The organism is Verrucomicrobiia bacterium (assembly GCA_036268055.1).
Classification (GTDB): Bacteria; Verrucomicrobiota; Verrucomicrobiia; order Limisphaerales; family Pedosphaeraceae; genus DATAUW01.
Genome location: DATAUW010000001.1, coordinates 12,351 through 38,537 on the forward strand (window position 1 = coordinate 12,351; position 26,187 = coordinate 38,537).

Below are 26,187 nucleotides of genomic sequence, written 5' to 3' on the forward strand. Positions count from 1 at the left end.
TCGGTGTAATCGAAAGCCGTGGGTATTCTATTTTAACGCAGAGGCGCAGAGGCGCAGAGACGCAGAGGCACAGAGCAAGAAAAGATTAGAACAAATTTAAAGAATGGATTTATGTGACCGGGCTCTCCCAATGGCCCTAAGTTAATCCAATTTTTTAAGCCATAATCCTCAAATCCAAAAAAATTCCTTTCCCTCCTCTCTGCGCCTCTGCGCCTCTGCGCCTCTGCGTCAAATCTCCTCCCGAATACCCAACGCCCAAAAAAAACTCCAGCCGCATTTTCCCATTGCCCCATATCCTTTTTTCGCGGACTATCGCCGCGTGGCGTTCCGAGATCAACATACCTTGCCCGCCATGCGCGGGCGCGTCGTGGAAAAACTGGCTTCGCCGCCAGCAATGATTTCGCATCGCCACTCGACCATCAGGCATTCTCAACTTTCCGGGCTTCACCATTAATTAATATTCAGCAGGACCAAAACCATCACCCTCAGCGTCAACTCCTATGAACCAAGCCGAACTAGACATTCTTTCAACCAATACCATCCGAACCCTGTGCATGGATGCCGTCCAGCAAGCCAACTCCGGCCATCCCGGCACGCCTATGGCCATGGCCCCCGTGATGTACGTGCTCTGGCAGGAATTTCTCCGCTTCGATCCCGAAGATCCGATCTGGCCGAACCGCGACCGCTTCGTCCTTTCCGCGGGCCACGCCTCGACGCTGCTTTACTCGATGCTCCATCTCACCGGCGTCAAGGCCGTCAATCATAAGTACGAACAAATCGGCGAACTCTCCGTAAAGCTCGACGATTTAAAACGCTTCCGCCAACTCGATAGCAAATGCCCCGGCCATCCCGAATATCGTTGGACTTCCGGCGTCGAAACCACCACCGGCCCGCTCGGCCAGGGTTACGCCACCAGCGTGGGCATGGCCCTCGCTGCCCGCTGGCAGGCGGCGCATTTCAATCGCCCCGGCTTCTCGCTCTTTGATTATAATGTCTATGCCCTCGGCGGTGACGGCTGCATGATGGAAGGCGTCGCCAGCGAAGCCGCTTCGCTCGCCGCGCATCTCAAGCTCTCGAACCTCTGCTGGATTTACGACAACAACCACATCACCATCGAAGGCAATACCTCGCTCGCCTTCTCGGAAGATGTCGCCACCCGTTTCATGGGTTACGGCTGGAACGTCCTGCGCTGCGGTGATGCCAACGACCTCGACCGCCTGCGCAACGCGTTCAAGACCTTCCAGAAAACCACCGACCGCCCCACGCTCATCATCGTGGACAGCCATATCGCCTTCGGCTCGCCCAACAAACAGGACACCAGCGGCGCCCACGGCGAACCGCTCGGCGAAGACGAAATCAAGGGAACCAAGCGCAATTACGGCTGGCCCGAGAACGAAAAATTTCTCGTGCCTGAAGGTGTCACCGAGAATTTCCGCAAAGGCATCGGCGCTCGCGGCGCGAAGGCCCGCAAGGAATGGATGGATCTGTTCGGCAATTATCAAAAGTCCGAACCCGCCCTCGCCGCACAATCGTTGCAGATGCAGAAGCGCGAAAATCCCGCCGGTTGGGACAAGGATATTCCCGTGTTTCCGCCCGATGCCAAAGGCATGGGAGGCCGCGATTCCTCTGGCAAGGTGCTCAACGCCATCGCCAAGAATCTTCCGTGGCTCATCGGCGGCGCGGCGGACCTCGCGCCTTCGACCAAGACGCGCTTGACCTTCGACGGCGCTGGTGATTTTGAAGCCGGCAGCTATGGCGGTCGCAACCTCCATTTCGGCATCCGCGAACACGCGATGGGCGCGATGCTCAACGGCCTTTCGCTCTCGAAGATTCGCACCTACGGCTCCGGCTTCCTCATCTTCAGTGACTACGGCCGCAATCCCATTCGTCTCGCGGCGATCATGGAAATCCCGGTCATCTACGTTTTCACGCACGACTCCATCGGCGTCGGCGAAGACGGCCCCACGCATCAGCCCATCGAGCAACTGCCTTCGCTGCGCTGCATTCCCGGCTTAATCGTCTTGCGCCCCGGCGATGCCAATGAAGTTTCCGAAGCATGGCGTTACGTCATCGGCCTCAAACATCATCCCGTCGTGCTCATCCTCAGCCGTCAGCCGATGCCCACGCTCGACCGCACCAAATATGCTCCGGCATCCGGCGTCACCAAGGGTGCTTACGTGCTCTCCGACGCGCCCGGCGGAAAACCCGACGTCATTCTCATCGGCACTGGCAGCGAAGTCGGTCTTTGCGTCAGCGCGCAGGACGCGCTCAAGGCCAAAGGCATCAACGCCCGCGTGGTCAGCATGCCCTCGTGGGAATTGTTTGAACAACAGGACGCGGCCTATCGCGAATCCGTGATTCCGAGCAATATCCATGCGCGCGTGACCGTCGAACAGGCTTCCACCTTCGGCTGGGAACGCTACGCCGGTTTGCGCGGCGAAAGTGTCGGCATGCTCTCCTACGGCGCTTCGGCTCCGCTGAAAGACTTGCAGAAAAAATTCGGCTTCACCGTCGAAAATGTCGTCGCGCGCGCCGAAGCCTCCATCAAGAAAGCTTCCGCGAAATGAAACCCATTGTCATCGGCTCAGACCACGCCGGTTTCCCCTTGAAGGAAACCATCAAGACCTTCCTTGAAGGCAAATTCAAGGTGATTGATGTCGGCACTCACAGCGAAGCGTCGGTGGATTATCCCGACTACGCGCAAAAGGTCGGCGAGGCGATTGCCGCCGGCCAGGCGCACTCGGGCATCTTGATTTGCGGCAGCGGCGTCGGCGCTTCCGTCGCGGCAAACAAGATCAAAGGCATCCGCGCTGGTCTTTGCCACGATCATTATTCCGCGCATCAAGGCGTGGAGCACGACGATATGAATGTGCTCGTGCTTGGCGCGCGCGTCATCGGCACGGCGGCGGCGCAGGACTTGGTCGAAGCCTATCTCGGCGCCAAATTCACCCGCGAAGCGCGCCACATGCGCCGGCTGGCGAAGGTCGCCGCGCTCGAAGCTCATTTCAATTACTTGCCAAAAGCGGGTGCAAAAAAGACTCGCGCCAAGTCGAAGTGATTTGATGCCCGAGCAAGTTTATCTGGGAGTGGACCTCGGCGCGGAAAGCGGCCGGGTCATGGCGGGATTGTGGGGCGGCAATCAAATGCGTCTCGAATCCGTGCATCGTTTTCCGAACGAACCGGTGGCGATGGGCAACGGCCTCCATTGGGACACCGCACGCCTTTGGTTTGAAATCCAGAACGGCCTCACCGCCGCCGCCCGCACCTACGGCTCGCGCATCGTTTCCGTCGGCGTGGATACTTGGGGCGTGGATTTCGCCCTGCTCTCGAAAAGTTCCGAACTCCTCGGCCAGCCGTATCATTATCGCGATGCCCGCACGCGCGGCATGCTGGACGAAGCCTTCGCGCGCGTGCCGCGTGCGGAAATTTTCGCCGAGACCGGCTTGCAATTCATGGAGTTGAACACGCTCTATCAGTTGCTCGCTCTGCAAAAAAATTCTCCTGAACTGCTCGCGCAAGCGGATTGCCTCCTCTTCACCCCGGATTATTTGCACTGGTGTTTGTCCGGCGTGCGTGCCTGTGAATTCACCATCGCCAGCACCTCCCAACTGCTTCATCCCACCGGCGCCTGGTCGAAAAAATTGCTCGATCAATTCAACTTGCCCGCAAAAATTTTTCCCGAAGTCGTTCGCCCGGGAACCCGCATCGGCACATTGCGCGACTCCGTCTCCACCCGTACGGGCCTCGGAAAAATCGCCATCACCGTGCCCGCCGCACACGACACCGGCTCCGCCGTCGCCGCCGCGCCAACGAAACACACTGGCCGCGCGAACTGGGCGTACCTCAGTTCCGGCACTTGGTCATTACTCGGCGTGGAAGTGGCGAAGGCGCACGTCTCGCCGCGCGTGCTGGAACTCAATCTCACGAACGAAGGCGGCGTGGACGGCACGTATCGTCTGCTGAAAAATATCATGGGCCTTTGGCTCGTGCAGCAATGCCGCCGTTCATTTGAGAGTCGTGGAAAAAAATTGGATTACGCCGCGCTCATGCCCCTGGCCGCCGCCGAACCCGCGCTCGTCTCGCTCGTGGACCCGAATGATGCCGCTTTTCTCAACCCTCCCGACATGCCCCGCACCATCCAGGAATTTTGCCGCGCGACCACTCAGCCCGCTCCGCAATCGGAAGGCGCGCTCGTCCGTTGCGCGCTTGAAAGTCTCGCGCTCGCATATCAAACGACTGTAGCCGCGCTCGAGGAAGTCACCGGCGAACGCATCGAAGTCATCCACATCATCGGCGGCGGTTCGCGCAACGATCTGCTCAATCAATTCACTGCCGACGCCTGCGCCCGCCCCGTCCTCGCCGGTCCGGTCGAGGCCACCGCGCTCGGCAACCTGCTCATCCAGGCTCGCGGCTGCGGCGAAATCGGTTCCCTCGCCGAAATGCGCGCAACCATCACCCGCTCAGAAGAAATGCGCGCCTTTGAACCAAATCCCGCGACCGCCGACGCCTGGCAACAGGCAAAAGCTCGTTACGCAAAATTGTCGCAACGCACGAAGTAGAAAAATTCTCGCCTCGCTGGACAACAAAATAAGCTTCGTAAGCAGCTAATCCCTTTCAGTGTCCGCCTTTTTGAAGCAAGCCCATTCATTCCGTGTTCCATCTGTGGCTAAATTTATCCCTGTAACCTTTTGTTGACCGCTCGGTCTATATAAACAGGGAAGGCAGAAGTTTGGTGCCGGATTAACGTCGGTCAACCAGGAAATCGAACCTATGAAAAAAATCATCCTACTCTCCTTGCTTCTTACCGCGACGGCTGTTTTCACCGGCTGTCAAAGCACGCCTGACAATGCCAGCTACGTATCTCAAGAGTTTCCTCCTGCCCAACTCGTGAAACAGCCCAATCCTTAAATGGGAAGTCCTTTCAGTGCGCGCGGAGAATCGGACTTTTCTCCGCGCGTTTTGATTTATTATTGAAACAGGGAGCGGTTAACGAATTTGCCAACGTCATGTACAACGCAAAATGCGTTAGAATTTAACCTATCCGCCGCGCAAAAAGCAGGAAAAATGCATAAACACCAAGCCATCAACCTGCAATCATTGTTGATTTATAAAAGTTTACAGCAAATTCCGCCGCTGGCACAAATCAAGCTCTTTACCGAACTACGCTCTCGATCCGTCGAATGCCTTGGCGGTTGGAAACTTGAGCGGTAAGAAAGGTCAACTTGCATCCGAGTATCTGTCTGTGCTGTTACGAGCCCATGCCTGCCGACGGTTATTCTCCGTCTGCCAATCCCAACGTCTGCCCTTCGTGCACGAAACTTCTGAATTCTCTAGAGATCGAACGGGAATTGGAGGAACAACCAGTTGCCCTCCCGGCCAGCGAAAACATCGAACGGATCGTTCCCCACTCCGCCTCAATGTACGGCGGCACGTTTGTCTGGTGACGTGCCCAAGGCATTGACGATACCTCCATTGCGAAGGCATCCAACTAATTTTTTAACGAGCCGCGTTTTTGCGGGTACTGCGATTGGCATCAGCCTTCAGTGAGGACGACTCAAAAAATAAGTGCGCCCAAAGCGAATTATCATATTTTGCCACTTGCGCTCCCGTGACGGGAGGATAATGCGCCGCTGCTTTCGCGGCGTCCTTTTGACGGCACTTCTCAACGAAATCGGAAATCTCGCGCTGCAATTTCTTCGACTGTTTCATAGTATGGATGTATCGTTCTGTAACGCCCTTCTGTCAACAAGAAATTCGCAAAAATTGGAAAACCAAATTTCTTATTTCCAAGAATTGGCAAATCCCGCCGCACGAACCCGGCTTTGTCATTGAATTTGAATCGGGAAAAACCAAGACTCCTTCAGCGATGAAAAGATTATTATCTCGGCTCCCGGCTTGCCTGCTTGCGCTTTTTCTCGCAAGTTCCTTGCGCGCGGCAGAAATCACCGTGTTCGCTGCCGCCAGCCTGACCGATTCCCTCAAGCAGATCGCCGCCGCCTACGAAAAGACTTCCGGCGATAAACTCACCTTTAATTTCGCCGCCTCCAGTTTGCTCGCCCGCCAAATAATCGCAGGCGCGCCCGCCGACCTGTTTTTCTCCGCCGATGAAGCCCAGATGAATTCCCTCGACCACGCCGGTCTGCTCGCGCCCGGCACCCGTCGCAGTTTGCTTTCCAATTCCCTGGTCATCATCGTCGCCTCGGACAGCGCTTTATCCATCAATTCCGCCAACGACCTCACGAACGCCGCCATCAAACATCTTGCCCTCGCCGATCCCAAAGCCGTGCCCGCGGGCGTTTACTCCAGGGAATATCTTACGAAGCGCGGACTCTGGACCGCCATTGCCCCCAAAGTGATTCCCACCGAAAATGTCCGCGCCGCCTTGGCCGCCGTGGGATCCGGCAACGTCGAAGCCGGCATGGTCTATAAAACCGACGCCGCCATCTCCAAAAAAGTAAAAGTCGCCTGCGAAATTCCCATCAGCGAAGGCCCCGCGATCAGTTACCCGGTCGCCATCATCAAAGACTCCAAAAATCCCGAAGCCGCGCGCAAACTTCTTGAATACTTGCAATCACCCGGCGCGACTCATGTATTCGAGAATTATGGCTTCATCCTCGTGAAATGAAACCGGCGCGCCTAGTCACAGCCGTCGAAGTGGTCCCGCTTGGCGATCGCGGCGGCACCAACTCCTTGCCACCGTAAGCAAATAATTTTACGCTCGCGCCATGGAAAACGGTGATTGGCAACTCGTCTGGTTTACCGTTTGGATTTCTGTTCTCAGCACGCTTCTTATTTTGCCCTTTGGCCTCGCCGCAAGCTGGTTGCTGGCCCGGCGTCAATGGCCCGGCAAATCGCTGGTCGAAACTTTCATTTCGCTCCCACTCGTCATGCCGCCCGTAGCGACCGGCCTGATTCTTTTAAAAATCTTCGGTCGGCGCGGCGCAATCGGCGGCTTCCTTCACAACCATTTTGACTTCGACATCGTCTTCACCTGGCGCGCCGTGCTCATCGCTTTATGCGTGATGTCCTTTCCGCTGTTTGTGCGCTCGGCGCGGGTCGCGTTTGAAGAGATCAATCCGCGCCTTGAAGAAATCGCCCGCACTCTCGGCGCGGGAAATGGTCGCGTATTTTGCACTATCACCCTTCCCCTCGCCGCCCGCGGCATCGTCGGTGGCCTGCTGCTCGCCTTCGCGCGCGCGCTTGGCGAATTCGGCGCGACCATTATGATCGCCGGCAATATTCCCGGCCACACCTCCACCATCTCGCTCGCCATTTTTCAATCCGTCCAGCTCGGCCACGACGACAACGCCTATCGTCTGCTCGCCGTTTCCGTCGTGCTCGCATTTGCCGCTGTGTGGGGCAGCGAATGTTTTCTGCGCCGAAAAAAATCGCCATGAATCTGGTGCTGAAAAATATTTCGCTACCGCTCGCGCCCTTCACGCTCGAAGTGAACGCCGAGTTGCGCGGCCGCCTTACCGTGATTTTTGGCGTTTCCGGCGCGGGTAAAACCTCGCTGCTCGATCTTCTCGCCGGCCTGCGACGCCCCACGTCCGCGTTCATCGAACTCGCTGGTCGCGTGCTTGAAGACACCTCCCGCAAAATCTCTGTCCCCACTCACGAACGCGCCATTGGTTACGTTCCGCAAGACCTGGCGTTGTTTCCACATTTGTCCGTGCGAAAAAATTTGCTCTACGGCAAGAAATCTTCGGCCAACGGCAATCCCGAAATCTCCTTCGACCGCGTCATCGAAATTTTAGAAATTCAACCGCTCATTTCGCGCGCCGTCACCCAGCTTTCCGGTGGCGAGAAACAACGCGTCGCCCTCGCCCGCGCCCTGCTCGCCTCGCCGCGATTACTGCTGCTCGACGAACCGCTCGCCAGCCTCAACGCTGAATTGAAAGCCCGCATCATTCCCTACCTCGCGCGCATCCGCGATGAGTTCCGTATCCCCATGCTCTACGTCACTCACGACCGCCGCGAAATGCTCGCGCTCGCCGATGAATTGGCCATTTTGGCCAATGGCAAAATCGCGCAGATCGGCCCGGTGCAGGAAGTCTTGAGCCGTCCCGCAAATATCGTCGTCGCGAGCTTGTTGACCGTCGAAACCATTCAACCCGGCCGCATCGTCAACCGCGCCGAAAATCTCGTAACCGTCCTCGTCGGCGCCACCCAACTAACCGCGACCGAACAAAATCTTCCCACAAACACCACCGACGTCCACGTCTGCATCCGTGCCGAGGATGTCATTCTGGTTCATGGTATCGAAGGGGCGAGCAGCGCGCGAAATCGTTTACCCGGCGTCGTGAAATCAATCGCGCATGATGGGTCATTGGTGCGCCTGGAATTGGACTGCGGCTTCACCCTGAGCGTGCTCGTCACCCGGCAAGCCTGTGAAGAAATGGCGCTCCAACCCGACAGCAATCTCGTCGCGCTGGTGAAAGCCCCACACATCCATTTGATTCCACGTTAAAAAAATCACCACAACTGGTTTTGGCTTTTCGTTATACTTGACAAAATATATCGCCTCGGTTGCAGTATCGCGTTTTCGGAACATAAACAACTAATACGCCTGCCTATCAACCATCAGACACTGACCATGACCTCAAACAACCGCCCCGCATTTACCCGTCGAACCGCCACCGTCGCTCTCGCCTCGCTGTCGTTGCTCACGAGCCTGCCTCTTTGCCACGCGGACGATTCCGTGCTCGGCACCAGTTCGCATTCATCGAATTGGTTCGAAGATTATTTCGGCACCTGGTTCAAACGCGTCTCGAAAACCCAGGCCGAGCAACCGCGCTTCGTCACGCCGCTCGTTACCGTCACCCCGCGATTGGAGGAAGAAATTCGTTACGATCAAATGTTTGAATCCCTTCCCGCAGGCAAGACCCTGACCAGCTACGGCGGCGGCAAAGGTCTTGAACTGATTCCCTTCGAGCGCGTCGAACTCATCATCGGCGTGCCTTCGTGGCAAACCCAAAACACCACGCCGCACAAGAACGGCTGGACCGACCAGAATTTTCTCGTCAAATACCGCCTCCTGTCTGGCAACGCTGACAATGGAAATTATGTTCTCACCGCGTTCATGGGTTTGACCGTGCCGGACGGCAGCGATAACACGACCTCGCATCATTTCACTTACACGCCGACCATCGCCTACGCTCAGGGCTGGGGAGATTTTGATTTTCAAAGCACGCTGGGTTTCGCCATTCCGGACGATGGCGGCGTCCGCACCGGCCCCGGCGAACCAGTTCTTTTCAACACCGCTCTCCAATATAAACTCGCCAAATATTTCTGGCCGGAAGTCGAAGCCAACTACACCTACTGGACCGACGGCAAACACGAAGGCCTCAATCAACTCTTCATCACGCCCGGACTTTTGATCGGCCGCATCCCCATTGTCGGCCGCGTCGGCTTGACCTTCGGCGCGGGCGTCCAGATCGCCGTGACCGATCATCCCCTCTATCACCGCAACGTCATCCTCACCGCGCGCTTGCCATTCTGATCCGGCAACGTGCGCCAGCGAATCGCGGAACCCGCCACGCGTCAAAATCCATTGACGCTTCCGGTCGCGATATTAATCTGCCTATCAATCGTCTTTCGGGACGGTTGATAAAAAGCGCATGACCGACAATCCGCAACGCCCCGTCGCCGGAGATTTCGATTACGACAAACACGGCGGCGGTTACGCCCAGCAACGCCGCACCGACCCACGCATTGCCGCCCTTGTCCATCAGGCCTTTGGCAGTGCTCGCACCATTCTTAACGTCGGTGCCGGCGCAGGTTCGTACGAACCCGCCGACCGCCACGTCATCGCCATCGAACCTTCCGCTGCCATGCGCGCGCAACGCCCGGCGCACCTCACGCCCGCAATTCATGGTGTCGCCGAAAATCTGCCGTTGGATGATCAATCCGTTGACGCTTCGATGGCCATGGTCACCATCCACCAATGGCGCGACCTCAAAAAAGGCCTGAGCGAACTTCGCCGCGTCACCCGCGGCCCCATCATCATCCTCACCTTTGACGGCGACGCCCTCGACCGCTTCTGGCTCGCCGATTACATCCCCGAACTCATGGCCGCCGAGCGCCGCCGCTATCCTACCATGGATTTCCTCCGCGAAAATCTCGGTGGCAACATTCAAATCCAAACCGTCCCCATCCCTATAGATTGCGTGGATGGTTTCACCGAAGCCTTCTACGCGCGCCCCGAACGCTTCCTCGATCCCGCCGTCCGCCGCAGCCAATCCGCCTGGGGTTTCGTAGAAAAAACCGCTGAAGACCGCTTCGTGAAAACCCTGACCGCCGACCTCAACTCCGGCGCCTGGGAAAAGCGGTATGCCCACTGGCGGCAACAGCCTTTCTTTGAAGGGTCACTGAGATTGATTATAAGGGCTCCGATAGCCGGCATATAATAAGACTCCGAATAAAAATATAATGAAATCAATCAAGCCCTTCATTATTCCAGCCATCATCTGGATATATATTGGTTCGGCTGTCTTGGCCGTGAAATATTGGACCACTATATATGACACATTGATAAGGACACTCGATCTGAGTCCCAATGGAGGATGGATTCTTCCCGTTGTCATTAATCTTTTCTTCGCCGCCTTGGGAATTCCTCAAGTCATTGCTTTCATAACCACGATAAAAAGACGAGAAAGAATGGATGTCGCCAAATGCGTCGGAAACGCTTTATGCATATCAGGGACAGCATTAGCCTTCTTCACGACAATTTGGAGCGTCACGTTCGCTCAAAATAAACTGCGCGCGGCTGCTCACGAATTCCTTGGTGGCGAGCGGCGCGGCGTGTTTGAAGCAGGCACGATCATAAACAATATTTATTCAAATGGCATCATCGGGATCACCATGGATCTGCCTCCGGACTGGCACGTATCAAGCCTCAACACCATTCGCCGCAAAAACAATTCAGGCGCTTACTCAATCGCCCAAAATGATGAAAAACAAGCCGAGGAATTAGCGAAAGAACGTCCCGGAATTTACCGTCTTCTGGCCTTGTATAAATACCCCTGGAACACGAAAGGATATAATCCTTCGCTCGCCATCACTGCGGAAAAAAAGAAAGTGCTGGCCACCAATGGCACCACAACATTGCAAGCTTTTGCACTCGGATTTTCTTCACTCAAAGGTCCTTACCATACTCTCTCAGGCCCGTCGCCGTTTCATATTGATAATAGTGAAGGGTATGAAGTCCAAGTTGAGGGAAAGTTTACTGATACGGTTCATCAAAATCTTTATTTGATCCAGACAGATGATTACTATCTTGTGCTTGCGGCTTCTGTGATAGACGACTCAGACCAAGCGCCGATGCAAAGCGCAATCCGCTCCTTAAAATTCCTAAAAACTTCATCCGCTCGATGAAGCATTAATTAGAATTGCGTAGCTCGTGGCGTGTTTTATTTATCCTCTGCTTCTATATAAGAACTAATTACGCTTCAACAAAAACAGTTCGTTAGTCCTATCGTGCCAAGCATCACATCTCCGTTCCGACGATTCATACCCTTGTGCTTCCACTATCAAATATTGATGAAAAGGTCTGTCAATCGGTAAAGCTGGCGACCATTTGAAAATCGGTGGGAAATCAAATGTCCCGTCCGAAAAAGTATGAATCACGCGCTTCGGATGCCGATCGTAATAAAGCCTAGCCCCTGCAATCGGTTGCAGCGTCCCCATATCATACACAACGCCGGTGATATGTGGCGAGTCCCGCACATGAACGCAGCCCGAACCGGCAACGAACAGCAAAAAGAAAATGGTCTTGATAAATCTCATTGGCTTGATGCCTCCGACAATTCAATGGCTAATTGTGTGATTATTCATGTCTGACGTTTTTATTTCAAACCCGAATCAAGCTTTGACCAGAGCGCGTATGGCATATTGGTTTAGACTTTCCCCCTCTGCCTGTGCTTTGGCCGCGAGCCGGCGATGTAATGCCGGTTCAATCCGCAAAAGGATTTTGCCATTGAATTTTTTTCCATCCGGCGGCTCGGGCAATGGTTCGCTGCGATTGTGCAATATCTCGAGATGTTCCTCGACCGCCTCGCACAAGTCTTTATAAACCGCAGCTTCGTCGGTTCCATGCACACCGCCCAAAAAAAGCGCGGGGCATTGGCCAATGAAAACTTTGTCTTCGTCGCTCCACTCAACAAATTTAGGATATTTTGCTGACAGTTCTTTGATCTGTTTGCGAGTCATAACTTTATTCTTTCACAAGCGCGATAGCGCGCTTCACATTTTTTTCCTGATAATGGTGCGCGTCGTCGCCGGGGTTGCCGCTCAACAAAACGTATGGACCTGTGGGATGTTTATAATTGCGATGGCTGCCTTTGCCGCCGCAGTTTTGAAAACCCGCCTTCTCCAAATCACCCATTAGTTGTCGAATCTTGCGCGGCATATTTATGATATCATTATGCTATCAGACGGCTGAAAATTCAACTGTTTTAATTCAACGTCTGAATGGAGTTACTTACGAATTGGAAAGATTGGTGCGCGCTGCAGGTTTCGAACTGTCAATATAGTAGCAATTCAAAGGGGTTTCCGCAACGTGACACACAGATAAGCACACACGCTGTAGGCTCTCTGCCATTGGTGCGCCTTCTCAAGGCATGACCAGGGTTGCCTGAGCGCGTCAAGGTCGCACTCGCGGACATTGCCGAATCTTCCAGTAATGGGGGTGCGGCGTGAGAGACTACGTATTGAAGCCGTTCGCCGCGACGCGGCCGGGTCGGGATGCGGCAGCACCCGGCCCGGTTGCGGCGCGTGCCCTGGGCTTGTCTAAGGAGCATATTCCTTCGCGACACAAGCAAGGAGAGTTGGTGTGTTATCGAGGTGCGAGCCTTTTGGAAGTGCGGCTGCGGTCAAGCGGAGGGGAAGGAACGGGTGGACAACATGAACAGGGCAAGCGGAAGGAAATAACTTCGTTCACCGATGCTTTGCGCCGTAGGATGCTGCACCTCATGGCGAAGATTCAAGTCTCGGAAATTCCGCTGTTTGTCACCCTGACTTATCCTGACTCATTCCCGCTTTATCACGAGGAGTTCAAGCGGCATCTGGAAGTGTTCTGTGCGCGATTGCTGCGGCGATGGCCGGGAGCGGCGGTGATTTGGAAACTGGAATTCAAGGAACGCAAGTCAGGCGAGAACAAAGGCAAGATTGCGCCGCACTATCATTTGTTCGTTTACGGTGTGCCGTAGTCATTTCGATTCGAGCGCGAGCGCGGGCGGTGGTATCGGTCGGAGCGCAGGCATGTGGACGCAACGGGGGAAATTTGGTGCGAGTTTGTGAAATCGAGTGAAGGCGAGTTCTGCCTTTACGCGGCGCAAGTTGATCCGAAGGCGCCGGAGGGGAGTGAGACAGGCGATGGCCAAGTTTGGGGAGCAAATTCATTCAAGCGGTGGGTTTCGCGGAATTGGTATGATGTGGTCGGTACTGGCGACGGGAAACATTATCGGGCCGGGACGCGGGTTGAACGGTTGCGGAGTGTCAAGGGTGCGTTCGCGTATGCCTCCAAGCGTTACATGGTGAAAAAAGAAGCCATGCCTGCGTTTGAACACAAGCCGAGGAGATTCTGGGGTGTGATTGCGCGAAAGAATCTTAAGCTCGGCAAGCGCGAGGCGGTCGAGTTAACGGAAAAGCAGGCTGTCGTGTTGCGGCGGACAATTCGACGTTATCGTCGGGCAAACACTTCGCCAGAAAGGCGGAAGCTATTGCGAAAAGGAGGCCTGTGGGCGGAGGAATTCACCGTGCGATTATTTTGTAGTGTTGAGGTTTGGTACGCTAATTTGACATCGTTGTTGTCCTTTGATTGAATCGAGTTGGCGTCGTATCGCTGGCATGTGTTGCGAAGCAACGGCAACTACGGTTCGTCAGTCATGAGATTGCATTTCACACTCGCAGTGTGCGTGTTCGTCTTCCGAGGGACAACGGAAGCCGGGCCAATACGAGCATCATTTTTGCAGGATGCTTCCTCTCTCCAATCCACGATCGAGGTGCTAATGGCCAGCGGCTGCACCCATTCGAATGCCTCTAATTTCCGGCAAGTCGTTCGTCATTATTGCGGATGAACCTTTCAATTTCGATTTTGCCAAATTCCCGAAAGCTACCAACGGGTTTTACGCATTCCCGTCAACGCAAGAATTTCTGACCGCCCTCCCGCATCATCTCGGTAAAACCCGCCACTCTTTTGATTTCAATTGTATGGACATGGTTATTGTGACAGCGGATAACCGACTGCGTACGAGCCTGAGACCGGATGAGATTTTTGGACCGTTCATGGCCTCCACGTCAACTACGAATGGTGATCGTCTTGGAATTTTTGCCACTCCAAGGGATGCGTTCACTTGGGGTTATGTCCCTCAATATCGGGAAGCGACAGAATCATTTTTTCCAAAGTCAATTCAGGATGAGCGAATTTGCCTCACTGCCTGCTTGTACCGATTGTATGTCTTACCGATGGGAACCACCGAAGAAAATCTGGAAACCGGAACGATGGATGTATTGCGCGCAACGTGGCGGCGAGAAACAATCCAATTTCCAAACCGATTTGAGGTTGTTCTCGTCCACAGTGCTGATACGAGCCACCACATAATCTCGACAGACCATGCCGGTCTGTTATTTGGCTCGAAAGGAGGCTATACCTACCTCGAAAAGGCTGGAGGCAGCGGACCCTTCGTGCGTTTAGACTTTCAAGACAAAACAGACCTCCTGCCTTGGCTGGCGGCGGCCTTCTTGAACCCCAAGCTATCGTACGTGCAGCGCTACGCCACGTTCAACGCGGACAGCATCGAGAATTTGAATCCGAAATGAAAATCGCGGGTACGCAAGCCCTCATGCTGCTTGACATGCTGTTCTAAGTGTGCAAGAAGTAGATAGGTTTGAGTGGGTCGCAGCACTCCACCGTGAAACCATAGCGTTCCCAATAGTGGCGCATGGCACGGGGCGGTCGCTGGATAAGCCGCAATCAACCCAGCCCACCGTGACCGGGGACGGCGAGGGTTATTTTTCTCCCCGAACACCAAACTTTTCCAAGCATCGGAATGCGTGCATTCGTGTATGCGGGGACGAACCTGTTTTTAAACACAAATGAAAAAATTAAGTGTTCAAAATGGGTTTGGGAAAACTTGTGCGGGTTGAGCATAAATGTGAAGTTACATAAAATACGTGGCTGCAATGCCAAAGTGCTTTGCCAGTATTTTAATATGCCCGACGGTTAATTGGCGTTCGCCGCGCAGGATCATGCCTCCCAAGGTACGATGCACGCCTAACAAACGGGCCAGATCCGCCGCCTTCATCTGCCTTTCATCCATCAGGTGCCGCAAGGATTCCAAGGGAGTAGGCCGCTTCCTGGGCCATTTGACGTTTTCCCGCTCATACTGCTCAATGAACACAGAGAGCGCCTCAAGATAATCCGCCTGGTCAATGCTCAAGTCGAATCCAGCCAAGGCGCGGGCCATCTCCTCGGCATTGGCGAGATCTACCGCGTCGCGAATCGGACGCGGCGACAAAAGAGCGATCAGTCCTATATAATCCACAGGCAAATTCTTGAAACTGTATTTGGGGACAGTCGTTTTGGTTTTCATAATTCATTTTTCCAACTATTTTTGCTGTATTCGGCATGGGTCATAAAACAGAGCGCGAATATTACCTGCGTATTGAAATGTGCCGCGCAAATGAATCGGTAATCATTGCCACACACATTAAAAACCAAAACATTGCGTCCGCTATTTACTCTCACCGAGTCGGTTGTCGGATAGTGCCGACGCACATCAACCAAACTCCGCCACTCTGCCTCTTCAGCAGTGTGAATCCATTGTTCGAGATATTTAGCCGCCTTGGGATATTCTTCTGCCCGCTTTCTGATGAATGTTTTGCTTACCAACCGCATAGATACAATATGTATCCACTGATAAAAATGTCAAAATGATTCTTTTCCTAATTTTGCGACGGGAAAGCCTCTTGACCAGTCAAATCAAATCAAATTTGTCGTATTCATAATCGGTGGATTTTGCGGCCTTGAGAAGCTGGTGCGCGCTGCAGGTTTCGAACCTGCGACCCCTACCGTGTGAAGGTAATGCTCTACCACTGAGCTAAGCGCGCGTTCTGCGACGGAATTTTGATTTCCGTGTCGGATAGTTTTCTCGCTCGCGCCAAGTTTTGCAAGTCGAAAAGCGGAACTTTCGCTTGTCCGGGATTGACTCCGCCAAAACTCATCGCCACGCTCAATCTCAATAATCTGAAAGCCCAAAACCGTTCGCTATTATGAACCGGACATCTCACCTCCTCGCATTTTGTGTTTCCTGCCTGTTAGTAATTTCGCCGCGCTGGAGCCAGGCCGCGTCTCGTCCCAATGTTCTTTTCATTTTGATAGACGACATGGGTTACGCCGATCTTTCCTGCTACGGCGAAACGCGCATTCAAACTCCGCACCTCGATCAACTCGCCCGCGAAGGCATCCGCTTCACCCAATTTTACGTCAACGCCCCTATCTGTTCGCCATCGCGCACCGCCTTGATCACCGGGCAATTTCCCGCCCGCTGGCGCATGACTTCATATCTCGCCGAACGTCAGCTCAACACGGATCGCGGCATGCCTCAGTGGCTTGATCCCGCCGCTCCTACCCTCGCGCGCACGCTTCAAACTGCGGGTTACACCACCGGCCATTTCGGCAAATGGCATATGGGCGGCCAGCGCGACGTCGGCGAAGCTCCACTCATCACCGAGTACGGTTACGACAAGACGCTCACCACCTTTGAAGGCCTCGGCGACCGCATCCTCCCGCTGCTGGATGCCTTCGACGGCAAGCCCGCCAAAAAATATTCCCTCGGCTCCGACAAACTCGGCCGCGGCAAAATCACCTGGCTCGACCGTTCACAAGTCACCACGGCCTTCGCCAGCAACGCCCTCGCTTACATCCAGCAAACCGAAAAAACCGGCCAGCACTTCTACGTTGACCTTTGGCCAGATGACGTTCATTCGCCGTTCTTCCCGCCGAAAGATCTCCGTGGCGACGGTTCCAAGAAGCAACTTTACCTCGGAGTCGTTAAAGCGACTGACGACCAGTTTGCCCCGATCATTGATTACATCCGCACGAGTCCAACGCTCAGCACGAACACCCTCATCATCGTCGCCAGCGATAACGGCCCCGAACCCGGCGCGGGCTCACCCGGTATCTTCCGGGGTTTCAAAGGCAATCTCTACGAAGGCGGCATCCGCGAACCATTCATCGCTTGGGGTCCCGGCCTGTTGGCTCCGGCCTCGCGCGGCACGGTGAACGACACTTCCGTCATCGCAAGCGTGGACTTGCTTCCGAGCATCGCCAAAATCACCGGCGCACCTCTTCCCGCAAACACGGATTTCGACGGCGAAGATCTCAGCGACACCATCCTCGGCAAAGCGCATCAGACCCGCACCAAACCGCTGCTCTGGGTTCGTCCTCCCGACCGTCCCGGCAATGCCAAAGTGCCCTTCCCCGACCTCGCCATCCGCGACGGCGATTGGAAACTTTTGATCATGGAAGACGGCAGCCGCCCGCAACTCTACAACCTCGCCAATGATCCGCGCGAAACCACCAACCTCGCCGGCAAACAAACTGAAATTCTCGCGCGGCTGAAAACAAAACTTCTCGACTGGCGCAAGACCCTTCCGATCGCTCGCCCCTGGCCGTGGAACCCCAAACAAATTCCCGCCACCGACAAAACGCCGTCATAAGACAGCGTTATTTTTTCTCGGCTAAGTCATCCGTGTTCGTTGAAAAACAAAAAACACGTACCCCATGCCCGCGCCGAAACCGAGCCCATAAAACAGTCCCCACGAAAGTTTTCCCGCAACCGAAAGTTGCGCCTTGGAAAATCCACTCAACACCCCTCCGCCTCCGCCTCCGGGCGACAAAATCCACCCCATGCATTTTCCGCCCAAAAAATATCCCGCCGAATGGCAGACAAACATCACCAGGCAAGCCATCGCAAATCCGCGATAATTTCCAAATCCTCTCCCCACTAACGCCACAAACACCGCACATCCCCCCAACGATCCCGCCCATTCCCCCGCACCGAAATGCAATTCAAACCACGCCGCGGACCACACCATCGCGTAAGCCAGAAACGCCGGCGTGAATATTTTATAAAACCGTCCCAGTGAATTCGGCCCTAGAACTAAAGAACGCAGCAATAATCCCGACACGCCCAGAAAAATAATCAGGCATCCGATATACAATCCCGCTTCTCCAAAGTTTTGCCCGAGCCACCTTCCCGCAAACGCCCAAACTGAAAACGCAGCGATGCTCACGATCGCAAACCCAACACTGCCTCGCAACATCGCCCGCAAAACTCCACCCTCATTTTTTTCTAATTCGCCAACCGCTGGCAGAGGCACACTCATTTCGGCTCACTTCGCCAAAACCTCTTTCACCAACGTGTCGTCGCCATCGTTATGCGCGGGCGTAAGTCCGAGCGTGGCGCAAAGCAGATTATAAATGTCCACGTTCGGCCTTGGTGGAAGCGTCACACCATGCCGAAACGCCGGTCCCCAGGCGATGAACGTCGCGCCCATGGATTCCAATTCGGGATCGAAGCCGTGAGTCGCGCTCTCAAAATTCCGCGTCGGATCCAGCGGCCGGCGATTGATATACCAGCCTTCGTCCGCCACCAGCACGACCGGCGGAATGCGCGGGTTATCGGTATAATGATAACGCTCCGGCATGTTCTCGCGGCGATAAACTTTGAAGTGGTTTTCCTTCCCGGCAAATTGGTTGTAAAGCGCATCCACATTTCCATCGAGCGGACGCAAACCGGCGATGGCTCCCGTCGCATCCACGCGCACAGTATCCAAATTCACATAATTGCTCAGGACGATAATGCGGTTCGTGCTCAAATCCGTCATGCCGTGATCGGAGACAATGATGATGTTGGCGATGTTGTCCAGTTGAAGCTGATGCAAACCATTCGTCAGCCGCCCAATCGCCTCGTCCACTTGCGCCACCGCCTTTTCGACCTGCGGCGATTCCACGCCATGATGATGCGACTCAGAATCCACCTCGTGAAAATAAAGCGTCATAAAATTTGGCCGCTGATTCGTTTGCGCCAGCCAGCTCAGCCCCATATCCACGCACGCATCGGGAGAAACGTGTCCATCGTAAGGTTTCCAAATCGTCGGTCGCACACCTTCGATTTCCGCTTCGGACCCCGGCCAAAATAAACAGTCCGCCACGCGCCCCTGCTTGATCGCCGTCACCCAGATCGGTTCGCCCTGCCACCAGCGGCCATCGCCGGGCCCGGGATTATTCGAGATATTAAATTCCGCCTTAAAATTCGGATCGTAAATCCGGTTATTGACGATGCCGTGATGTTCCGGCCACAAACCAGTGACGATGGTGTAGTGATTCGGAAACGTGAGCGATGGAAATGCGGAAATCAATCGCTGCGCATGGACGCCTTCCGCCGCCAGCGTGTTCAAGTTGGGAGTTTCGTTTTTAAATTTCTGCAAATAATCCCAACGAAACCCATCCAGCGAAATCAAAATCAAAATCCGCTCGCGCGGCGACGCCAGGTGCGGTTCATCAGCGCCAGCAACAACCGCCGAAACCACGATAAAAAAACCAACCAGCACACGGCAAAAACGCTCTCTCATAATTGCACCTCATGATGCCCAAAGCAGCGTTCATTTCAAGAACTACAAACCCACTAGCCCATCGCTCATGCCGTAAATCTTCCCCCTCTCCCGCACCGCCAGTGCGGGAGAGGGCCGGGGAGAGGGTCGAGTTTTTCAAACTTCTCTCGCGCGCATATTTTTCCCAATAAGCGTAAGCACCACCACCATTGCAAAAATCCCCACCAACACACCGATGCGCACCACCCACGAAGCCGCGCCCGCCGCCGTTACTTTCAGGCCGATCTTCAAATCCGCCCAGCGATCCACTGCCACCGCGCGTTTGAAAGTCAGCACGCGCCCCTGCTCAGGAATGCTCGCGCGAATCGCCGCCGGCGTGCTGACCGCCGCGTCCTGTTGCTGAATGATGCGTTGCGCGAGACGCATGAATGCGCTGTTGTCGTCGGCCGTGTTGCGGTCAATCATGTCCTTCGCCTGCTGCTGCGAGTAAGCCATTTCCTTGCGCCCGCGCAGGTCACGAAAAATTCCACTGGCGCCACTCGAATCGCCCACCGCCGCCTGCCGCACATTCAAACCCACCAGCGCCTCCTGCAATTTGAGATTATTCAACTGCACGCGCGCGTCCTCGTTGAACGCATCGTCTCCCTGGCTCAAACCGTACGCCGATTGAAACGCGCGCCGCGCCTGTTGTGGGTCGCCGTTCTGAAGCATGTTGTTGCCGAATGCCAGCATGTCTTCAGCCGCTTTGGTTTTCTCGCGTTGCGCATTCGCCTCATTTTTTAAATATGTGTTTGCGTCCAGCGCGGCCACCGCAGCCACGCCGTCACCCGCTTGCAACTGAAACGAACCGCCCCAATTTTTCAACCGCCATTTGTCATTCAAACAAACGCGCCAGGTGATGTCTTCGAGCGGCAAATCAAATTTCGGCGCCAGCAAATCCAAGTCGAGCCGATGTCCGCCCGCGGCTCCCGCTTCGTTCGCGTAAAAAATTTCCACCGGAATCGGTTTGTTGTCGCGCGATTGCTGCTCAAGTGGAATGAGAATTTGGTCTTCCTCGCGCCACGGCCAGACGCCATTTTGGTTCACGAATGCGAACCAAAACTTTGCCCCCTTCGGCAAGGTCAATTTCAGCAATCGCTTGTCACCCGGCAGGATTTCCAACCGAGCCTCTGTGAGCATCGCACCGTTGTCAGAAATCACCGAGGTCAGCGTGACGTTATTAACCTGCGCCTGCAAAAGTTTCGCCGCTTCATGGCGGTCCAGCGTCAACGCCAGTTGAAAACTTGGTTCCACGAGGCGATACGCAAAATTCGCCGAGGCCGATGGCAAGTCCTGTTGCAACGCGCGCGGGATGCTCTGCCATTCCGCCGGTTGCAACGCCGCCGGCGGCGAATCCACACGCAGTTGCAGCCGCCCACCCGCCTGTAACGTCACAAAACCGCGTTGCAAATTAACATCTGCGACTTGCACGCCGCGCAAAGTGGCCTGTGTGGCTTGCGCCTCCAGCACCGTATTATAACTCGCCTGAAGGAAGTAAGTGCCGATGACGCGGCGTTGCAATTTGATTTCCCACAACTGCAAGCCATTGGTCACCGCGCCGTGTACCGGGAGAAAGTCAGCCACTTGGTCGCCTTGAAAATGCACGCTCTCCGCATTCTCCGGCAACCGCACGTGAAAAGTTTTCAAACCCGTGTTCTCAATTTGATATTGCAGGTTCGCGATGACTTTGACTTGCGCCTCGTTGATCGTCGCGTGTTGGAGGCTCGTCACTTGTATCCACGGGTCCACGCGTTCGGTATCGAGCGCCAGGCTCCATTGTGTCTGCAAAATTCGAAAAGCCAGCACGCCCTTTTGTTGGATGCCGGACTTCTGTGGATCGAGTTGCGTCACACCGTCGCGCGATGCCACGGATAAACGCATCCCCTGTTCCGGCGCGATGACCAATGTCCCGCGCTGTTTGCTCGCCTCGCGCAAAACCAGTTGCGGAACCGTCCAGCCATTCGTCGCTTTCACGCCCGGCCCGGAAAGGCTCAGCGCAAATTGCTGCTGCCCCTCCGTCTTCCCGCGCAGATGCAGCGTGATCACGCTGCCCGCGTCGCCCTTCGATTCCGTCCAGTGACTCAACGCCGCGCCGCTCACCGATTCCACGTCCATCCCGGCGGGCAGCACGAAGCTCAGCCGAAAAATTCCCGCGCGCGTGATGTCCACCGCCGCGTCCACCGCAAGCACGGTGCGGTCTTCCCCGAGCGAAAGCGTATTTTGCGTTTCCACGCGCACGTCCGGTTCGACGGCCGACGCCTTGAGCGAAACCACCGCGTTCACCTCCGAATAACGAAATGCGCGCCGCACGGTCAGTCCGGGAATTTCGTTTTGCAACGCTGCCGCCAGGTTGCCTGGGAAATCTTCGAGGTTGATCGGTGAAAAATTATTCGCCGCCACCTTATCGAGTTGCACTTCGTTTCCTGTGGCAATGCCGAGCAAGCCAATTTGTCCCGCGGCATTTTCCACCGAAATCAAGCCCACCGATTTCTCCACCGGCAACGGCCCGGTCGCAACCTGCGAGCGAATCATCAACGCAAATGGACGCGACTGTGGCGGATTGAGGCTGACGCGCAGTTTGCGCGCGTCGGGATCGAATCGCCACACGGACACAAACGAATTTCCCGATTTTGAATTCACAGCGGCATCGCTCACGTCCGTGATGGTCGCGCTGGGCGGCACGTCGAAAATAAGTTCGCTCAGTTCGCCTTGAGCGGGGCGGATCGCCGCGAAATGAGCGCCTTCAATGACCCCGGCGCTGGGCACGTCGAGCTGGGAAAGTTCCGCGTAGAAAACCGGCTTCTCAAGCTTCACATCGCGACTGCGGGGCTGCCAGGAAATCCACGCGTCAGCGGCGGGCGATAGCACAAGCTTCGCGACGGTGTTGCTGCCCGAAGTCTCCCGCTGAACGGACACGGCTTGTTGCGAACGCACATCCACGTCGAGATTCATCAGCGTGAGTTGCAGTTGATTCACCAGCGCGAATTGCGTGGGCAAAGTCACCCCGCTCACGCCGTTGCCTTGTATGATGGGCAGTTCATATTGCACTTCCACGTCGAACGCGCCGCTTTCCTGCGCGAGCAATTCTTCACCGCGCCGCCCCGCGCTCTGCTCCAGTTTGAACGCGCGATTCGGAAACGTCACGTGCGTGAGAATCGCCGGCTCGAATAACAGCGGCAGACGATCTCCCCTGCTCGCCTGCCAATGAATCTTCGCGGTCGCGAAGGCAAATTTTTCTTCGACGCGCATTTGTTGTACGATGGATTGCGCCAGCGGCGTTTCAACTGCCTTCACATTCGGCTTGTCCTTGGCTTGCGCTGGCGTTCCCGCAAAGCAAAACAAAATCAATCCACCGATAAGCCACGCGGCGACGACCGGCGCGCCGCCTGAGTCCGCTAAACCACCCGCAGACCGGCGCGGCAACTTCCACCATGCACGCATGGCTGGAACAAAAATCTGCCACACGAAAAATACCGCGAGCAGCCACAGAAAAATCTCCACCCCGTTATCCGAACGCAATGCCGCCCACGCCAGCAAAGTCCAGCCCGCGGCCTCCAGCCACGCGCGCTTTTTGCCCCGCGCATAAATCCACACCCCAAGCGCGGCGAACGCGGGCCACGCCTTCGCCATGACCTCCAAGCCGCTATTTTTTTCGGGCACATTACCCACCTCGGCTTGCAATGCGCTCCCCGCCTGCTGCACCGGCGCGAGAAAAGTAATATCGTATGGAATCGCATGATGCTGCCGTCGGACGAGGTCGTGAAGATAGGCCAGCGCCAACAGCGCCAGGCCAAACGCCACGAAACCCAGCAGCCATTTAAAAATAGACTGGGCGCTGAACTTGCCGGCCTCCTCGCGGCCAGTCCAGCGCCACAGTATTGCGGAACTCCCCACCAAAAAAAGTAACGCAATCAATAAAAACATCGCCCGCCCGGCATCGGTGCTGGTCAAAAGCCGCATCAGTTGTCCGAAACCCGAGATGTCCGGCACTCCCCCAATCGGTGTCAATGAACCGCGGCGATACACCAGCCGCTGGCCGTCGTCGGGCGTCAATTTCCATTCCGCCAGCATCACCGGCGCATTCACCGTTGGCGTCGCGATACTCAGCAATTTCGCGTCCGTGGAACGCGCCGCCAGTTTCAAATCCAAAGTGAGAACGGCATTGGGATCGGCGCGTTGCGGCAGCGGAATCAAATTGGATTTTCCATCGAGCACCGGCACGACCGCCGCGCCGTTGACCGATGCCGACCACAACTCCGTGCCTTCGGGCAGCGTGAGCCGGAAGTTTGGGTTGCCGCGATTTTTCACGAAGTAACGAACGTCGGTCAACACCTGCCCTTCCTTGGAAATGCGCGATGAAATGGTGGCGCGATCAACCACCTGGCTGAGCGAATCACCTTGCGCCAGCGGGCTCAATGCGAGTTTTAAATCGAATGGCCGCGACGTGTAGCGATACGCCGCAAGAATCGGCGCGTCAAAAAACAGGCGATATTCCGCCGGCACTTCGCCCGTTTCCAGCGGCAGCAAACCCGGCGAAACATTGGCGGGCTTCACTTGAAATTGATACGCGCTGATCACAAGCGTGTAACCCTGTTCGGTCTGCGCATCCACCGGTCGCGCGCCGGTGAATGAAAGCGTCTCGCCCTGCGCCTTGAACGGACGCTCGTAGGTCGCGAGCAGCGTATAAACCCCCGAGACCGGCGTATGCAGTTGCACCACATAACCGCCGTTCGTCTTCACCCAGTTCCGAATGTCTTTGCCAGTAAACTCGACGTTGAAATATTCATCCGACAAATCCACGCGAAACGCCGACACTGGCGCACCCGACACCGCATAATTCATCACACTGCTGCCGTAAGCGACCCCTTCGCCGATTGAAAACAAATGAAACACATCCGCCTGCACGGTTTGGGGAAGACGCTCGACGCGCATGGTCGCTTCCCACGTCGGTTCTTCGAGACGAAACGCCTGCTGGATGCCCGCGACTTTGCGCGGAAAAAATGCCGTGGCGATTTCCGTCAATGCTTGCGTGCGTTCCGGCGTGAGGCGAAATCCCGCGTCCGACGACACGCTCACATGGCCGCGCACGGACTTGGCATGCGCGACTTCAATGCGTGGAAGCGCCCAATTCGTCGTGTCCAATGCCTGATTGCGCTCCAATCGCAATTCGATCACTTGCCGTCCCGAAACCGGCGCGCCGTAAACGATGCGCACATCCGAATCGGATTTGTCCGGCGCATCTGTCACAAAATAATCCGTCATGCCCGCGGCGTTGATGCGCGCAATGGCGTAGCCCTTCGGCACGTTCAACAAAAGTTCGCGCAACGGCGCTTCGCGCACGTCCAGTTCGAGTTCGGCATCAATCGCCAATTCGCTTTCGCCGAGATGATAATCGAATAATTCGGATACTGTGAGTTCCGGCAGAATTTGGTCCGCCTGAATTCGCAGCGCAAAATCCGCGCCGGAAAAACGGTAGGCAAATCGTTGTTCGCCCGTGGCGTGCAGATTACGGATGACATCATTCTCGGGAAATTGTTCGGGCGAAATTTGTGAGAGCCCGCTGGCTTGCGCCACTTCCAATCGCACCGCGCCTTCGTTGACAATGCGAAAATATCCGGCGAAACGCGTGGCCGATTCCGGCCGCAGTTGCATCACGTCCGCCGTCTGCGGAAACGCGCCCAGCGGCGTCTGCGCCTGCACGGTAAGCGTGAACTGATCTTTTTGCGGCTGGTTCAGTTGCACGGTAAGCAAACGGTCGGTGGAATTCGTGATGGGCTCGACGTTCCACGCCAGCACATGCTCGCCCTGCACACGCGTCACTTCGCCGTCGCCATGCAACACAAGCGTCGCTCGATTCAACTCGCCTTGCATGACCTTGAAATCCATCACCGCGTCTTGCCGCATCAAACCGGGGCTCACGCTGATTTGCGAAATCATTTCCGCGGCGTAAAAAAGTTTGCCCTCAACTTCCGTCCGCGCTTCCTTCCACGAAAGTTTTACGTTCCCATCGCTCGGCAGAAAGCTCATGAAATCATTGCCACGGCGTTCCGGCAGCGCCGCGCCGGGAAATTGAAATTGCGTATCTGCGGCGAGTCCTTGCAACACAACCGGCAGCAATGTTCCGGGCGCGATATGAAAATCCACGCTGTTGCCATTGTCATCATGCATGACTGCTGCGGCGAATTTGATTTGAAACGGAAATTCTCCCTTGCGATCAAAGTCCAGCGCGAATCCATTTTGTTCAACGCGCACTCGCCATTTCGGATTGGTCGGAACATCCATCAACGCGACCGTCCCTTTCAACAAATCAAGCGAACCCGCATTCTCCACATGCGCAATCGCATTCAGCGTGAACACGGCGCGGTCGTCGCGCAAATCACCCGTGAGTTTGAAATCGTGCAACGTCACCGGCGGCGGCGCGTAAGCTTCCGCCCGCGCGCCATTGGGTAATGTTGCTGTCAAAAACGCCAGCATGGTTGCGATTCGCAGACAGAGTACGGGTGCAAGTTTCATATTTTCTCCTTAATTAAA

Annotated in this window: 22 protein-coding genes and 1 tRNA gene; 14 read left to right on the plus strand and 9 right to left on the minus strand. The window is 55.5% G+C overall.

Features of this window, described 5'->3' with window-relative positions:
* Positions 1–500: 500 nt before the first annotated feature.
* The 4 genes from tkt (at position 501) to VH413_00070 (ending at position 4,908) form a co-directional block, all read left to right on the plus strand.
* Entirely contained in the window at positions 501–2,567 is a 2,067-nt protein-coding gene (gene tkt / locus VH413_00055; GenBank protein HEX3797063.1) for a transketolase, read from the plus strand.
* Positions 2,564–3,058, plus strand: coding sequence for a ribose 5-phosphate isomerase B (gene rpiB / locus VH413_00060; GenBank protein HEX3797064.1), 495 nt, complete (start codon positions 2,564–2,566; stop codon positions 3,056–3,058). Before tkt ends, rpiB begins: the two co-directional genes overlap by 4 nt.
* A 4-nt stretch (positions 3,059–3,062) precedes the next feature.
* Positions 3,063–4,559: a rhamnulokinase family protein gene (locus VH413_00065; GenBank protein HEX3797065.1), complete on the plus strand. Its 1,497-nt coding sequence runs from the start codon at positions 3,063–3,065 to the stop codon at positions 4,557–4,559.
* A gap of 211 nt (positions 4,560–4,770) precedes the next feature.
* Positions 4,771–4,908 (plus strand): hypothetical protein, encoded by a 138-nt coding sequence (locus VH413_00070; protein HEX3797066.1) that lies wholly within the window; start codon positions 4,771–4,773, stop codon positions 4,906–4,908.
* A gap of 588 nt (positions 4,909–5,496) precedes the next feature.
* Here the strand turns inward: VH413_00070 and VH413_00075 are convergent.
* A complete protein-coding gene (locus tag VH413_00075; protein HEX3797067.1) occupies positions 5,497–5,709 on the minus strand; it encodes a hypothetical protein in 213 nt (70 codons plus the stop codon).
* 157 nt (positions 5,710–5,866) lie between these two features.
* Here VH413_00075 and modA point away from each other — a divergent pair, with 157 nt between their 5' ends.
* The 6 genes from modA (at position 5,867) to VH413_00105 (ending at position 11,376) form a co-directional block, all read left to right on the plus strand.
* Positions 5,867–6,625, plus strand: a complete 759-nt coding sequence (gene modA / locus VH413_00080; protein HEX3797068.1) for a molybdate ABC transporter substrate-binding protein — start codon at positions 5,867–5,869, stop codon at positions 6,623–6,625.
* 100 nt (positions 6,626–6,725) lie between these two features.
* The gene (gene modB / locus VH413_00085; protein ID HEX3797069.1) at positions 6,726–7,397 is read left to right on the plus strand and encodes a molybdate ABC transporter permease subunit; all 672 of its coding nucleotides are present in this window, start codon (positions 6,726–6,728) and stop codon (positions 7,395–7,397) included.
* Positions 7,394–8,470, plus strand: a complete 1,077-nt coding sequence (gene modC, locus VH413_00090) for a molybdenum ABC transporter ATP-binding protein (protein HEX3797070.1) — start codon at positions 7,394–7,396, stop codon at positions 8,468–8,470. Before modB ends, modC begins: the two co-directional genes overlap by 4 nt.
* A 126-nt stretch (positions 8,471–8,596) precedes the next feature.
* Positions 8,597–9,502 carry a hypothetical protein gene (locus VH413_00095; GenBank protein HEX3797071.1) on the plus strand — a complete coding sequence of 302 codons (906 nt, stop codon included), beginning with the start codon at positions 8,597–8,599 and terminating at the stop codon, positions 9,500–9,502.
* A gap of 118 nt (positions 9,503–9,620) precedes the next feature.
* Complete coding sequence (locus VH413_00100) at positions 9,621–10,409, plus strand: class I SAM-dependent methyltransferase (protein HEX3797072.1); 789 nt, start codon at positions 9,621–9,623, stop codon at positions 10,407–10,409.
* A gap of 22 nt (positions 10,410–10,431) precedes the next feature.
* A complete protein-coding gene (locus VH413_00105) occupies positions 10,432–11,376 on the plus strand; it encodes a hypothetical protein (protein HEX3797073.1) in 945 nt (314 codons plus the stop codon).
* A 486-nt stretch (positions 11,377–11,862) separates the two neighbouring features.
* Here the strand turns inward: VH413_00105 and VH413_00110 are convergent, their stop codons facing one another.
* Entirely contained in the window at positions 11,863–12,210 is a 348-nt protein-coding gene (locus tag VH413_00110; GenBank protein ID HEX3797074.1) for a toxin-antitoxin system HicB family antitoxin, read from the minus strand.
* Positions 12,211–12,214: 4 nt separating this feature from the next.
* Positions 12,215–12,409, minus strand: a complete 195-nt coding sequence (locus tag VH413_00115; GenBank protein ID HEX3797075.1) for a type II toxin-antitoxin system HicA family toxin — start codon at positions 12,407–12,409, stop codon at positions 12,215–12,217.
* A 301-nt stretch (positions 12,410–12,710) separates the two neighbouring features.
* On the opposite strand from VH413_00115, the gene VH413_00120 reads away from it, so the two are divergent.
* The 3 genes from VH413_00120 (at position 12,711) to VH413_00130 (ending at position 14,820) form a co-directional block, all read left to right on the plus strand.
* Positions 12,711–13,208 carry a hypothetical protein gene (locus VH413_00120; GenBank protein ID HEX3797076.1) on the plus strand — a complete coding sequence of 166 codons (498 nt, stop codon included), beginning with the start codon at positions 12,711–12,713 and terminating at the stop codon, positions 13,206–13,208.
* 87 nt (positions 13,209–13,295) lie between these two features.
* Positions 13,296–13,823: a hypothetical protein gene (locus VH413_00125; protein HEX3797077.1), complete on the plus strand. Its 528-nt coding sequence runs from the start codon at positions 13,296–13,298 to the stop codon at positions 13,821–13,823.
* 211 nt (positions 13,824–14,034) lie between these two features.
* Positions 14,035–14,820: a hypothetical protein gene (locus VH413_00130; GenBank protein ID HEX3797078.1), complete on the plus strand. Its 786-nt coding sequence runs from the start codon at positions 14,035–14,037 to the stop codon at positions 14,818–14,820.
* A gap of 341 nt (positions 14,821–15,161) precedes the next feature.
* On the opposite strand, the gene VH413_00135 is transcribed toward VH413_00130, so the two are convergent.
* From VH413_00135 to VH413_00145, 3 genes are all read right to left on the minus strand, one after another.
* Entirely contained in the window at positions 15,162–15,593 is a 432-nt protein-coding gene (locus tag VH413_00135) for a helix-turn-helix domain-containing protein (protein HEX3797079.1), read from the minus strand.
* Entirely contained in the window at positions 15,590–15,898 is a 309-nt protein-coding gene (locus tag VH413_00140; protein ID HEX3797080.1) for a type II toxin-antitoxin system HigB family toxin, read from the minus strand. Before VH413_00140 ends, VH413_00135 begins: the two co-directional genes overlap by 4 nt.
* A 137-nt stretch (positions 15,899–16,035) precedes the next feature.
* Positions 16,036–16,110 (minus strand) — tRNA-Val (locus VH413_00145).
* Between the two features lie 162 nt (positions 16,111–16,272).
* Here VH413_00145 and VH413_00150 point away from each other — a divergent pair.
* Positions 16,273–17,721, plus strand: a complete 1,449-nt coding sequence (locus tag VH413_00150) for a sulfatase-like hydrolase/transferase (GenBank protein ID HEX3797081.1) — start codon at positions 16,273–16,275, stop codon at positions 17,719–17,721.
* Positions 17,722–17,742: 21 nt separating this feature from the next.
* Here the strand turns inward: VH413_00150 and VH413_00155 are convergent, their stop codons facing one another.
* The 3 genes from VH413_00155 to VH413_00165 all read right to left on the minus strand — a co-directional run bounded on the left by VH413_00155 (position 17,743) and on the right by VH413_00165 (position 26,169).
* A complete protein-coding gene (locus tag VH413_00155) occupies positions 17,743–18,297 on the minus strand; it encodes a hypothetical protein (protein ID HEX3797082.1) in 555 nt (184 codons plus the stop codon).
* Between the two features lie 99 nt (positions 18,298–18,396).
* Positions 18,397–19,638 carry an ectonucleotide pyrophosphatase/phosphodiesterase gene (locus tag VH413_00160; protein ID HEX3797083.1) on the minus strand — a complete coding sequence of 414 codons (1,242 nt, stop codon included), beginning with the start codon at positions 19,636–19,638 and terminating at the stop codon, positions 18,397–18,399.
* 135 nt (positions 19,639–19,773) lie between these two features.
* Complete coding sequence (locus VH413_00165) at positions 19,774–26,169, minus strand: hypothetical protein (protein HEX3797084.1); 6,396 nt, start codon at positions 26,167–26,169, stop codon at positions 19,774–19,776.
* Positions 26,170–26,187 lie beyond the last annotated feature (18 nt).

Coding starts and splice junctions, on each gene's coding strand:
- tkt (HEX3797063.1), top strand. CDS start 501: ATGAACCAAGCCGAACTAGACATTCTTTCAACCAATACCATCCGAACC.
- modC (HEX3797070.1), top strand. CDS start 7,394: ATGAATCTGGTGCTGAAAAATATTTCGCTACCGCTCGCGCCCTTCACG.
- VH413_00140 (HEX3797080.1), bottom strand. CDS start 15,898: ATGCGGTTGGTAAGCAAAACATTCATCAGAAAGCGGGCAGAAGAATAT.
- VH413_00095 (HEX3797071.1), top strand. CDS start 8,597: ATGACCTCAAACAACCGCCCCGCATTTACCCGTCGAACCGCCACCGTC.
- VH413_00150 (HEX3797081.1), top strand. CDS start 16,273: ATGAACCGGACATCTCACCTCCTCGCATTTTGTGTTTCCTGCCTGTTA.
- VH413_00130 (HEX3797078.1), top strand. CDS start 14,035: ATGCCTCTAATTTCCGGCAAGTCGTTCGTCATTATTGCGGATGAACCT.
- modB (HEX3797069.1), top strand. CDS start 6,726: ATGGAAAACGGTGATTGGCAACTCGTCTGGTTTACCGTTTGGATTTCT.
- VH413_00070 (HEX3797066.1), top strand. CDS start 4,771: ATGAAAAAAATCATCCTACTCTCCTTGCTTCTTACCGCGACGGCTGTT.
- VH413_00075 (HEX3797067.1), bottom strand. CDS start 5,709: ATGAAACAGTCGAAGAAATTGCAGCGCGAGATTTCCGATTTCGTTGAG.
- VH413_00135 (HEX3797079.1), bottom strand. CDS start 15,593: ATGAAAACCAAAACGACTGTCCCCAAATACAGTTTCAAGAATTTGCCT.
- VH413_00105 (HEX3797073.1), top strand. CDS start 10,432: ATGAAATCAATCAAGCCCTTCATTATTCCAGCCATCATCTGGATATAT.
- modA (HEX3797068.1), top strand. CDS start 5,867: ATGAAAAGATTATTATCTCGGCTCCCGGCTTGCCTGCTTGCGCTTTTT.
- VH413_00065 (HEX3797065.1), top strand. CDS start 3,063: ATGCCCGAGCAAGTTTATCTGGGAGTGGACCTCGGCGCGGAAAGCGGC.
- VH413_00160 (HEX3797083.1), bottom strand. CDS start 19,638: ATGAGAGAGCGTTTTTGCCGTGTGCTGGTTGGTTTTTTTATCGTGGTT.
- VH413_00165 (HEX3797084.1), bottom strand. CDS start 26,169: ATGAAACTTGCACCCGTACTCTGTCTGCGAATCGCAACCATGCTGGCG.
- rpiB (HEX3797064.1), top strand. CDS start 2,564: ATGAAACCCATTGTCATCGGCTCAGACCACGCCGGTTTCCCCTTGAAG.
- VH413_00110 (HEX3797074.1), bottom strand. CDS start 12,210: ATGACTCGCAAACAGATCAAAGAACTGTCAGCAAAATATCCTAAATTT.
- VH413_00100 (HEX3797072.1), top strand. CDS start 9,621: ATGACCGACAATCCGCAACGCCCCGTCGCCGGAGATTTCGATTACGAC.
- VH413_00115 (HEX3797075.1), bottom strand. CDS start 12,409: ATGCCGCGCAAGATTCGACAACTAATGGGTGATTTGGAGAAGGCGGGT.